Origin of the sequence: Streptomyces misionensis (assembly GCF_007896895.1) — a bacterium.
Taxonomy (GTDB): domain Bacteria; phylum Actinomycetota; class Actinomycetes; order Streptomycetales; family Streptomycetaceae; genus Streptomyces; species Streptomyces misionensis_A.
The window spans coordinates 40,299-51,606 of the sequence record NZ_VOGW01000029.1; the positions used below are offsets into that span (position 1 = coordinate 40,299).

Annotated in this window: 8 protein-coding genes and 1 other RNA gene; 3 read left to right on the forward strand and 6 right to left on the reverse strand. The window is 72.5% G+C overall.

The features are described 5' to 3' along the window. Nucleotides 1-566, forward strand: a 566-nt coding sequence (locus FRZ03_RS05020) for a histidine phosphatase family protein (protein WP_186785262.1), incomplete at its 5' end; no start/stop codon positions are given. Here FRZ03_RS05020 and eda read toward each other — a convergent pair. Beyond that, nucleotides 541-1,173: a bifunctional 4-hydroxy-2-oxoglutarate aldolase/2-dehydro-3-deoxy-phosphogluconate aldolase gene (eda, locus tag FRZ03_RS05025; protein ID WP_146463907.1), complete on the reverse strand. Its 633-nt coding sequence runs from the start codon at nt 1,171-1,173 to the stop codon at nt 541-543. The two genes, FRZ03_RS05020 and eda, sit on opposite strands and share 26 nt — an antisense overlap. Nucleotides 1,174-1,290: 117 nt before the next feature. Continuing rightward, the gene (gene yaaA / locus FRZ03_RS05030) at nt 1,291-2,073 is read right to left on the reverse strand and encodes a peroxide stress protein YaaA (RefSeq protein WP_146463921.1); all 783 of its coding nucleotides are present in this window, start codon (nt 2,071-2,073) and stop codon (nt 1,291-1,293) included. Nucleotides 2,074-2,315: 242 nt separating this feature from the next. Here yaaA and FRZ03_RS05035 point away from each other — a divergent pair, with 242 nt between their 5' ends. Next, a complete protein-coding gene (locus FRZ03_RS05035; RefSeq protein ID WP_146463908.1) occupies nt 2,316-3,749 on the forward strand; it encodes an RNB domain-containing ribonuclease in 1,434 nt (477 codons plus the stop codon). Here the strand turns inward: FRZ03_RS05035 and FRZ03_RS05040 are convergent. Then, nucleotides 3,736-4,302 (reverse strand): hypothetical protein, encoded by a 567-nt coding sequence (locus FRZ03_RS05040; protein WP_146463909.1) that lies wholly within the window; start codon nt 4,300-4,302, stop codon nt 3,736-3,738. The two genes, FRZ03_RS05035 and FRZ03_RS05040, sit on opposite strands and share 14 nt — an antisense overlap. A gap of 185 nt (nt 4,303-4,487) precedes the next feature. On the opposite strand from FRZ03_RS05040, the gene rnpB reads away from it, so the two are divergent. Then, nucleotides 4,488-4,889, forward strand: an RNA gene (gene rnpB / locus FRZ03_RS05045) — RNase P RNA component class A. A gap of 62 nt (nt 4,890-4,951) precedes the next feature. Here the strand turns inward: rnpB and FRZ03_RS05050 are convergent. Genes FRZ03_RS05050 through FRZ03_RS05060 form a run of 3 tightly spaced genes read right to left on the reverse strand, consistent with a single transcriptional unit; the run spans nt 4,952 to nt 11,303 of the window. Next, nucleotides 4,952-6,379, reverse strand: a complete 1,428-nt coding sequence (locus FRZ03_RS05050; RefSeq protein WP_146463910.1) for a DUF6177 family protein — start codon at nt 6,377-6,379, stop codon at nt 4,952-4,954. Further along, nucleotides 6,376-10,377: a type VII secretion protein EccCa gene (gene eccCa / locus FRZ03_RS05055; RefSeq protein ID WP_146463911.1), complete on the reverse strand. Its 4,002-nt coding sequence runs from the start codon at nt 10,375-10,377 to the stop codon at nt 6,376-6,378. Before eccCa ends, FRZ03_RS05050 begins: the two co-directional genes overlap by 4 nt. Then, nucleotides 10,374-11,303 (reverse strand): P-loop NTPase family protein, encoded by a 930-nt coding sequence (locus FRZ03_RS05060; RefSeq protein ID WP_261398566.1) that lies wholly within the window; start codon nt 11,301-11,303, stop codon nt 10,374-10,376. Before FRZ03_RS05060 ends, eccCa begins: the two co-directional genes overlap by 4 nt. Nucleotides 11,304-11,308: the final 5 nt, after the last annotated feature.

Here is an 11,308-nt window from a genome sequence, read left to right on the forward strand (position 1 = left end):
AGCGCTTCTCCGGCAGCGGCGGCACCAACCCGCCCCTCTCGGACATCGGCCGGGAGCAGGCCCACCGGGTGGCCGAGGCGCTGGCGAAGCGCGGCACGATCCAGACCGTCCTCGCCTCCCCCCTCGCCCGCACCAGGGAGACCGCCGAGATCGTCGCCGCCCGCCTCGGCCTGGACGTCCATGTCGAAGACGGCCTAAGGGAAACGGACTTCGGCGCCTGGGAGGGCCTGACCTTCGGCGAGGTCCGCGACCGCTACCCGGACGACCTGAACGCCTGGCTCGCCGACCCGGCCGCGCACCCCACCGGCGGCGGCGAGAGCTTCGCCGAGACCGCCACCCGTATCGAGGCCACCCGCGACCGGCTGGTCGCCGCCCACGCGGGCCGCACCGTCCTGCTGGTCACCCACGTCACCCCGATCAAGACCTTCGTCCGCCTCGCCCTCGGCGCCCCGCCCGAGTCCCTGTTCCGCATGGAACTGTCGGCGGCCTCCCTGTCCGCGGTGGCCTACTACGCGGACGGCAACGCGAGCGTCCGTCTCTTCAACGACACGTCCCACCTGCGCTGAGCCCCGCCGCACCACGCGCCAGCGCCTCGATCCGCGCCCAGTCCCGCGCGGCCACCGCGTCCGCCGGCACCATCCAACTCCCGCCGACGCAACCGACGTTGGGCAGCGCCAGATAGTCCGGTGCGGTCGCGGGTCCGATCCCGCCGGTCGGACAGAACCGGGCCTGCGGCAACGGCCCCGCCAGCGACCTCAGATACTCCGTGCCGCCCGCCGCCTGCGCCGGGAAGAACTTCATCTCCCGGACCCCCCGCTCCAGCAGCGCCACCACCTCCGAGGCGGTCGACACCCCGGGCAGGAACGGCACCCCGGACCCGCGCATCGCCCCCAGCAGCCCCTCCGTCCACCCGGGACTCACCAGGAACCGCGCTCCGGCCGCGACACACGCGTCCACCTGCTCCGGCGTGATCACCGTCCCCGCGCCGACCACCGCCTGCGGCACCTCGTCGGCGATCGCCCTGATCGCGTCCAGCGCGGCGGGCGTACGCAGCGTCACCTCGATCGCGGACAGCCCCCCGGCCACCAGGGCCCGCGCCAGCGGAACGGCGACGGAGGCGTCCGACAGCACCACCACGGGGACGACCGGCGAGAGGTCCAGCACGGAGATCATGCCCCTCATCGTGCCGAGCCGCTGCACCACTCGCAATCACCGTTGCACATACTGCAACGGCGAGCGTGAGTGTCGGCCCCTGGGGAACGTCCTCAGTGGACGCCCCAGGGGACGCCCTCAGTGGACCTCCTCCACCAGCACGTCCAGCGCCCACGCCTTCCCCGCCCGCTCGGGCGCCTGTGCCTCGACGACGTACCCCAGCTCCCGCAGCGCCGCCACCAGCTCCGCGGGGCCGGCCGGCGTCACCCCGGCCGACAGCAGCGCCCGTACGATCCGCCCCTTCGTCGCCTTGTTGAAGTGGCTGACCACCTTCCGCGTCGGCGCGTGCAGCACCCGCACCGTCGCCGTCCGCCCCGCGACCTCGCCCTTCGGCTTCCAGGCCGCCGCGTACGCCGCCGAGCGCAGATCCAGCACCAGCCCGTCCCCGGCCGCCTCCGGCAGCACCCCGGCCATCGGCGCCCGCCAGTGCCCGGCCAGCGCCCCGAGCCCCGGCAGCCTGATCCCCATCGAGCAGCGGTAGGAGGGAATCCGGTCGGTCACCCGCACCGCGCCCCACAGTCCGGAGAACACCAGCAGCGAGCGCGCCGCCCGCCGCTTCGCCGCCGTGTCCAGGGAGGCCAGGTCGAGGGCGTCGTACAGGACACCGGTGTAGATCTCCCCGGCGGGGCGGGCGCCGGCCGTGCGCAGGGCCGCGTTCTTGGCGACCTCCCCGCGCAGCCCCTCGCTGAGCCCCAGCACCTCGCGCGCCTTCTCCTCGTCACCCGCGCACAGCCCGACCAGCTCCCCGAGCACGGCCTCCCGCGCGGCGGTCAGCCCCGGCAGGGACAGCGACTCCAGCCGCAGCGGGGCACCCTTGCCCGAGTCGGCCTTACCTTCCGAGGGCGGCAGCAGGACCAGCAACACGTACTCCTTCTCTTGCGCTCGCCGCCAGCGTACGGGCTCGGCGCCGGGGCACGGCTCGCCACCAGGGCTCCCGCCTCGGCCCCCGTACGGGACGGCCTCCTAGGCGACGGCCGGCCCCCTACGGAAAAGCCACGAGACGCTCCTCTACGGGACAGCCGGGGGACGGACCCCTACGGGACTGCCGCGGGACGGCCCCCGTACGGGGTGCTGCCCGCGCCCCCTCGCCCTACGCTCGACACATGCCCCCGCGCAAGATCCGCGTGACCGGCGCCCCCGAGGCACCCCTGAGGGCCGCGCTCGCCGCCCTGCGCACCGGCCTGGGCATCCCCGAGGACTTCCCGCCGGAGGCCAGGGCCGAGGCCGAGCGTGCCGCGAAGGCCCCGCCCCCGCCGTCGTACGACGCCACGGACATCCCGTTCTTCACCCTCGACCCGCCCGGCTCCAAGGACCTCGACCAGGCGGCCCACCTGTCCCGGCAGGGCACCGGCTACCGGGTGCGGTACGCCATCGCCGACGTCGCCCACTTCGTCGTACCCGGCGGAGCCCTGGACGCGGAGGCGCACCGGCGGGTGAACACCCTGTACTTCCCCGACGAACGCGTCCCGCTGCACCCGGTCGCGCTCAGCGAGGACGCGGCCAGCCTGCTGCCCGGCCGGACCCGGCCCGCCGTGCTGTGGACGCTCGACCTGGACGAGCTGGGCCGGACGATGGCCGTCGACGTGCGCCGGGCCCTGGTCCGCAGCCGCGCCCGGCTCGACTACGCGGGCGTGCAGCGCGCGATCGACACGGGCACGGCCGAGGAGCCGGTCGCCCTGCTCCGGGAGATCGGCCGGGCCCGGGAGCGGCAGGAGGCCGAGCGCGGCGGCATCTCCCTTGCCGTGCCCGAGCAGGAGATCACCGAACAGGACCACACCTACGCGCTGTCCTACCGGGCGCCGCTGCCCGCCGAGGGCTGGAACGCGCAGCTCTCCCTGCTCACCGGCATGGCCGCCGCCGATCTGATGCTCGCCCTGGGCACCGGCATCCTGCGCACCCTGCCCGCCGCCCCGGACGGCGCGGTCGCCCGGCTGCGCCGTACCGCGCGGGCCCTCGGCATCGACTGGCCGCACCATGTGCCGTACGCGGCCGTGATCAGCGCCCTCGACCCGCACGAACCGCACCACGCGGCGTTCCTCCAGGAATGCACCACCCTGCTGCGCGGCGCCGGCTACACGGTCTTCCGCGACGGCGCCCTGCCCGCGATCACCACCCACGCCGCCGTGGCCGCCCCCTACACGCACTGCACCGCCCCCCTACGGCGCCTCGCCGACCGCTACGCCCTGGAACTCTGCCTGAGCGCGGTGTCCGACGCCCCCACGCCCGACTGGGTCCTCGCCGCACTCGACGCCCTGCCCCACCGGATGGCCGACGGCGCGCAGCGCGCGGGCACGGTGGAGCACGACGCCATCGACATCGTGGCGGCGGCCCTCCTGAAGGACCGGGTCGGCGAGCTCTTCGACGCCTGCGTGGTCGACGTGGACGAGCACCGGCCGGGCACCGGCACCGTCCAGCTGGCCTCCCCGGCGGTCATCGGCCGCGTCGAGGGCCCCGACCTGCCCCTGGGCGAACCCCTGCGGGTACGCCTGGTCCAAGCCGCCCCCGGCGCGGCGAAGCCCCTGTTCACGACCGTGTGAGCGCCTGGACGAGGGCGTCGGGCTCGTCCGCGTACAGCCGCACCACGCGCACCTCCTCGGGCCGGCCGAGGAGCGTCGTCCAGCCGACCGGTTCGGCGAGTTCCAGCGTCACCGAGGTCTGGGAGCCGACGGGAAGATCGAGTTCCCCCGCCGCGTACTCGTGCGTCATCCGGGTCTCCCGCCGTACGGCCCCGATCGCGCCCAGCGGTATCCGCACATCCACCCGGACCCCGTACCGCACCCGCAGCGCGTCCCCGGTCAGCACGTGCGGGCGCACCACACCGGCCGCGTGCAGGCCGAGGACGAGCAGCACGGTGTAGATGTCCAGCACCAGCATCACGCCGTGCGCGGCGGGCCAGTCGCGCAGCATCGCGGCCACGCCTACCGTCTCGATCACGCACACGAACGCCAGCCCCAGCAGGGTCGAGCCCTGCCCCCGCGCATATCCGAAGACCCGCCCGCCGGCGGTCCCGTGTCTGCGCCGCCCCACCCACAGCGCGAGGCTTCCGAAGACCCGGGCCTCGTGCAGCACCAGCCGGTGCACGGTCCTCATCCGCCCTCCCCTCCGGTCACCATACGTAGCGCACTGGGCACGGCCTCGGCCCGGCGCCGGGGGCAACTCGGCGCAAAGCACACGAGGAACGACGTGATCACACAGGGCCGCGCATCCGTCCGGCCCCGGCTCACCGCCGGTCCACGGCCCCGGGCGCGGACCGGTACCATGGTCCGCACGGCAGACGAGCCGGGCGGGCGGCCGCGTGGAGTCCCCTAGGGGGCTTCCCGAGGAACGTCCGGGCTCCACAGGGCAGGGTGGTGGCTAACGGCCACCCGGGGTGACCCGCGGGACAGTGCCACAGAAAGCAGACCGCCGGGGACCTCGGTCCTCGGTAAGGGTGAAACGGTGGTGTAAGAGACCACCAGTGCCCAGGGTGACCTGGGCAGCTAGGTAAACCCCACCCGGAGCAAGGTCAAAAGGAAACACCCCGGTGTTTCTGCGCGGACGATCGAGGGCTGCCCGCCCGAGTCCGCGGGTAGACCGCACGAGGCCGGTGGCAACACCGGCCCTAGATGGATGGCCGTCGCCCCGGGCCTCGCGAGGGACCTGGGGAACAGAACCCGGCGTACAGCCCGACTCGTCTGCCACCGGCGCCCTGACCACACAACCTCCAGGTCAGGGCGTTCACGCGATCGCGAGGCCCTCTTCAGGCAGTGCCCGGTGTGCCCGCCTTGAGATGCGCCGCGAGGGCCTGGAGAGCAGACCAGGCGGAGGCGTCGGTTCCGTCGCCGAGCGGGTAGTGCAAGGCCGGATCTGCGGCTGTGCCGAGTCGTACGGGACGCACCGCGAGCGGTGGGTGGCGTGCATGGGTGAGCCCGATGGCCCGGACGTCCCGGGCGCCGAGAGTGAAGGCGACCGGGACCGGCGGGGCGGTGAGAAGGGGAGCGAGGGTCAGGTCGGCGCCGGCCGCCGTGACAGTGGTCAGCATGGTGGTCAGGCCGTGGCTGTCGACGAGTTCGGCGGCCAAGGGCTCGATCGTGTCCAAGGGGACCTGCCCGGCAGTCGGATAGCCGATGCTGAGCGTGGCGTCCTCGGCGACCCCCGCCTCGGTACGCGAGGTGCGGTGGGATGCGACGGCCGGCCGGTCGGGCGTGCCGATGACGAGGGCGTGCGTGGGCTCGGGAGAGCGGCTGCGAGCCAGGTCGGTCAGCTGGCGCGGTGACCAGGGCAGGTTGATCGGCTCGGCCGTGCCCCAGCCGATGGGTGAAGTACCGGTCAGGTGGCGCCAGGCCGTCTCCAGTGCGGCACCCAGCACGAGGTCCGCGTCGGGGGAGTGCACGGTGCGCAGCGCCACGGTGAGTCGGCGCTCCGTGGTGGGTCGAACGTTCTCGGAAAAGATGTCCGCCACGGTCGTGGGTGTTTTCGAGGGTGCGAAGGTGCCACCCCGCCAGGCGAGTTCGGCGCCGGACAGGCCGTCGTAGTAGCCGCCCGCCGGGTTCTGGACGACCCAGCGGTTCGGGAGACCGCCCAGGGCCATGCGCAGGGGCAGGGTGAGCCGGACGTGGTGCGGGGTGACCAGATGTACGGCCCGCCCGGACGCCGCCGCGGCGCGCAGTACGGCGGACAGCCAGGTGGTAAGGGGCAGGACCGGGCGGTCGGCGAGCACCACGGCGGTGGACTCGGTGAGGACATCGACCGCGGGCAGGGCTCCGTCCGTCAAGGGGGACGCAGTGAGACCGTTGCCGTCGTCCCCTGCCGTCTCCACCACCGCCGTGCCGTCCGCCGTGCGCGGCCAGGTCGTGCCGCCCAGCAGCATCTTCAGCCGTCCGCAGACCGATGCGGCGAGTGGCTCGGCAGTGGGGACCGCCGTGGAAGCACGGGTCTCGGTCCACCAGTACGGTGGCTCGGGCGGGGTGACCTCCGGGCCGAGAAGGCGCTCGGCTTCGCCCGGCACATGGACCAGGAGCGGTGACTCGACGGATACCAGCGGGCGCCCGGCTGCCGTGCACAGCTGGATCACCGCGCCGTCGTCGGTGGCGGCGAGACCGAGATCGGGGCCGCCGGCGTGCAGCGCCGCGAGCAGGGCCGCGGCGTCCGGCATCTCCTCGGTGAGGGCGATGACGTCCTTGGTCATACCGGTGCCTCCGTGGGGTCGGCCTCGCCCGCGAGAGCGGTCTGGATCAGCTGGTGGCGGCGGCCACGGCGGACCAGGGTGCCGCGACCGGGCGGTTGGGCCGACGCGTACAGGCCGGGAAAGAGCAGGCCTTCGGTACGGTCCCCGGTCATCACCAGAGCCGTTGCCCCGGTCTCGCGCAGTGCCGTCAGGAACTGCTCGTACAGGGCCCGTGAGGCCCCGGCGACTCGCCGGGTGACGACGAAGTGCAGGCCGATGTCGCGGGCCGAGGAGATGTACGGCAGGAAGGGGTTGAGCGGCTGTTGCCCGGCCGCGGTGAGGATGTCGTAGTCGTCGACCAGGATCACGATCCGCGGGCCGCTGAAGGACGGCTCGTCGGTGAGCGCGTCGGGGTCGGCGGTCTCGGGCAGACGTTTCGCCAGTTCCGTGGCTATACCGGTGGCCAGTGCATGGGAGAGGGCGGCGTTGTGCGCGTAGCCGCCGCGATACGGCTCCGGGACGATGCCACGCAGGCCGCGCCGCGGGTCGAAGATGCCGAAGACCAACTCGTCCGTGCCATAACGGTCGACAAGGCACCGGGAGATCAGCTTGAGCAGGTTCGTCTTGCCGCACTCGTTGTCACCGAGGACCAGCAGATGCTGGTCGGTACCGAACAGGTCGAGCGTGGTGGTGGAAAGGGTGTCCTGGTCGATGCCGATGGGGATCGCGTGCGGCTGTGCCGTGGCGGAGGGCAGGCGCCCGGCGGCCAGCCGCGTCGGCAGGACCCTCACCGGGGCAGCGAGTTCGCCGTGCCAGGTCGCGCGGAGCATTGTCGCCGCCTGCTCCAGGGCCGGGCCGAGGCCGTCCGTGGAGGGTTGCGCGTCGATACGCGGAAGTGCCGCCTGGGCGAAGAGTTTGCCGTCCGTCAGGGCCCGGCCCGGCATGTCGGCCGACAGAGTGGCGGAGAGCTTGCGGTCGACGGAGGAGTCGGCGGGGTCGTTCAGGCGTAGTTCGATACGACTGCCGAACAGCGACTGAGTGGCGATGCGTACGTCGTTCCAGCGGAGCATGCCCGCCACGACGTGGATGCCGTAGCCGCTGCCGCGCTTGAGCAGGTCGGCGACATCGTCGTCGAGATGGGCGAATTCATCGCGCAGCGCGCCGAATCCATCGATGAGCAGCACCACATCGGTGGAACCGAGTGCGGACAGCTCACCCCTGGCGCGCAGCGCACGCAGCTGGTCGACGGAGTCGATGCCCCGCTCCCGGAAGATCTCCTCGCGCTCGGCGAGCATGGCGCGCACCTCGGCGACGGTGCGGGCCGCCCGCTCGTGGTCGGTACGGGTGGCGATGCCGCCGACGTGAGGCAGTCGCGCGAGGACGCTCAGTCCGCCGCCGGCCAGGTCCAGGCCATAGACGGCGACGTCGCGCGGGGTGTGGGTGAGGGCAAGGGAAAGCGTCAGGGTGCGCAGCAGCGTCGTCTTGCCGGAGGCCGGGCTGCCGATGACGGCGGTGTGCCCGCCTGCCGTGTTCAGGTCGTGCACCCACGGGCCCTGCCACTGTCGAGCCGGGTCGTCCAGGACTCCCAGCGGCACCTGCAACGGGCCTCCCCTGTGGTCGAGTCGGAGCCCGGCGGCCGACGCCCGCACGGGTCCCGCGGCCGAGTCGAGGGTGAGCGCCCCGGGCAGCGGCGGCAGCCAGATCCGGCGCACCGGCGCGGCGGCGCCGACGAGTCGGCCGACCGCGATGCCCAGGACGGTCGGCCCGGTCTCGCGCTCACGCCGTACCGGGGGATCCTCCTCCACCGCGGGTGCCTGTGCCGGTGTGTTGAACGCCGGGTACGCCCAAGCGAGGGGTTCGGCATCCGCGGTGTCTTCCCGCACGACGGCGCCGCGGTACCCGCCGGAGACGAAGCCCGCCTTGAAGCGTGTGTACGTCGATGTGTCGACCTTCAGATAGCCGAAGCCGGGCAGGGGCGGCAGATGGAAGGCATCGGTGGTGTCCAGGACCGTACGCGACTCGTCCGCCGAGAAGGTACGCAGACCGAGCCGGTACGACAGATACGTGTCGAGACCCTTGAGCTTGCCGCCCTCGATGCGCTGGCTGGACAACAGCAGATGGACGCCGATGGAGCGGCCGATGCGGCCGATGGACAGGAAGAGGTCGATGAAGTCGGGTTCGGCGGTGATGAGTTCGCCGAATTCGTCGATGACGACGAACAGGTGGGGCAGCGGTTCGAGATCGGGTCGGCCTGTGGTGCGCAACGCCCGATAGCGTCCGATGTCGGCGATGTTGCCCGCGTCCTTGAGTACCTGCTGGCGGCGCTTGATCTCGCCGGCCAGCGAGGTGTGCACACGCTCGACCAGATCGGCCTGGTTCTCCAGGTTCGTGATGACGCCCGCCACGTGGGGCAGTGGGGCGAAAGGCGCGAAGGTGGCACCGCCCTTGTAGTCGACCAGGACCATCGCCAGATCATCCGGCGCGTGCGTCGTCACCAGCGCCAGCACCAAGGTGCGCAGCAGTTCGCTCTTGCCGGAGCCGGTCGCGCCGACGCACAAACCATGTGGGCCCATGCCGAGTTCGGCGGACTCCTTCAGGTCGAGCAGCACCGCTTGGTGGCGGTCGTCCAGCCCGATCGGCACGCGCAGGAAGTCCCGTTCCCCGCGCGGTCTCCACTGCCGGGCCGGGTCGAGACCGGCCATGTCGTCGATGCCGAGCAGCTGTGGGAACTCGACGGGCCCAAAGACGGGCGTGCCCTCGGTGGCGGACTCGGCGGACAGCCGCAGCGGTGCGAGGGCCCGCGCGAGTCCTTCGGCTTCGGGAAGTCCGGGGCGGTCAGCGACACCGTGCGCCTCGACGACCTGCTGCCCGCGCAGATCCTGCACCGTGATCCGATCGCCGTCGACGGTGATCCGAACGGAGACGTGATCGGGTTCGTGCACCTGTTCGGCGAGCAGATGCAGGACCGTGACCCCCATGTCGGTCAGGGTGACGGCATTGTCCGGACGCGGCAGGCCCCCCGCGTTCTTCCCGTACTCGTCGATGAGCACGAGCAGCCGGTCGGTCAGGGCGAGCGCGTTCCTGTCGGACAGACCGCGGCGCACCTCCGCCGCGTACGAGGCACGCCGCCCCAGCTCCGCGCCGATCAGCTCGGCCAGTTGCGCCGGGCTGGGAGCGATGCGACGCATGGCGAATCCGTCGGCATGGTTGTGCGGATCAAGCATGTGGGGGAGCCATTTGGCCCATTCCCATTCCTCGATGCGATCCCCGGGCACGGCAAGTGCGATGGCCAGGTCGTCCGGTGCGTGCGTCACGGCGGCCTGCACGAGCAGGGCCCGGGCGACGCACAGCACGTCCTGGCGGTCTCCGATGACGCTGACGTTGCCGGCTCGGTCCAGCGGTACGGTCAGTGGATGGTCCGAGACGGTGGCGTAACGGGCCTGCAGGGCGCGCGCCTCGTTCAGCATGAAGGGGTCGGGCGGGGTGAGCACGTTTCCTGCCGCGCTCTGGCCGATCGCCAACTCCTGCACGGGTACGTCGCCGACACCGGCCCGCACGTCGAGGAAGTCCCGATCGGTGCGGCGCCGCTCCCACAGCCGGGCGGGATCACGCAGGACGTCGTACAAGGCCGGCGGCGCGGGATGGATGACCCGGGCCGCACGGCGCCGTTCGCGCTCGGCCGCGCTCAGCTCGTTGCGCAGTTCCTCCAGGTACTCCAAGTACCGCTCGCGCTGGACGCGCCGCTGGCGCTGTGCCTTGCCGCGCTGCGACAGGAAGAGGGCGACCGCGCCGAGCAGCGCGATGACGAGGACGACGGCACCCAGGCCCGCGAACTGGCTGGAGCGAATGATCGTCATCATCACGACCGAGCTCATGACGCCGGCCATCGGCAGCAGAGCGGTCGCCGGAGTACCGGTCTTGCCCTCGGGCAGGTTCGGCGGCGGTTCGATGGTGCGGGCCTGTGGCGGCGACAGGGGGCGCGTCGAGCGGGCCGGACGGTGGACCTGGTGCTGGGTCAACGAACGCGCACCGCCCTGTACAAGGCCTCGGCGGCGAGCTGGGCGGCTGCGTGACGTGTGGCCTCGCCGAGCCGATCGGTCATGATCGGCCCGCCGCCGGCCAGATGCCGGTCGTAGGGCAGATGCACGAGGGTGACTCCGGTTTCCCGTAGATGGGCTGTGGCGGCTCTCAGATCGAGGTTCGCGTCCGGCGTGTTCGAGGTGAGGGCCACGACGGTGGAGGCGAGTGCGGCGTGGGGCAGTTGACCGAGCCAGTCCAGCACGATCCGGGTACCGCCCACTCCTTCCGCGGTGAGCGGGGCCACGACCACTCGCGCGTGCGCGGTGTCCATCGCGGTACGGGCCACCTCACCGGGCAGCGTCTCGCAGTCCACGACGGTGACGGCGAAGTAGCGGCGCAGCGCGAGCGTGACCGTACGGTAAGTGGGGACACTCAGGGGGGCGCCCACCCGGCCCTGGCCGGCGGGCAGCAGCCAGCCGCCATCCGCTATGGGCACCAAGTATCCCGTGATATCGGTGAGTTGCATCGACGGAGTCAGGATTCGTGCGAGTTCCACGCACGACCAGCGGACGGACTGGGCACCCAGTCGCACCGGCAGCGTGCCCAGGGCGGCATCGGCCTCCAGAGCGAGCACCGGGTCGTGCCGGTAGTGACTGAACACCCGTGACAGCAGCGCGGCGGCCGTGGTCTTGCCGACGCCACCACGGATGGACGTCACCGCGATCACCCGGCCCGTGGTCACCGGTTGTTGCAGCAGGGCGCCCAGCCGGCTCTCCTCGGCGACCTCCTGTGCGGCGGACGAGGTCAGCTTGCGCAGCGACCGGCCGGAGCGCCGGGCCAGCGAGTCGCCGTGCCGGGGAGAACCCAGCGCTATGGCAAGGCGTGGATCGATCGTCGGCACGGGCTCGGGCGTCGCCGGCGGCAGCCGGG

Coding starts and splice junctions, on each gene's coding strand:
- eda (WP_146463907.1), bottom strand. CDS start 1,173: ATGATCTCCGTGCTGGACCTCTCGCCGGTCGTCCCCGTGGTGGTGCTG.
- FRZ03_RS05035 (WP_146463908.1), top strand. CDS start 2,316: ATGCCCCCGCGCAAGATCCGCGTGACCGGCGCCCCCGAGGCACCCCTG.
- FRZ03_RS05040 (WP_146463909.1), bottom strand. CDS start 4,302: ATGAGGACCGTGCACCGGCTGGTGCTGCACGAGGCCCGGGTCTTCGGA.
- FRZ03_RS05050 (WP_146463910.1), bottom strand. CDS start 6,379: ATGACCAAGGACGTCATCGCCCTCACCGAGGAGATGCCGGACGCCGCG.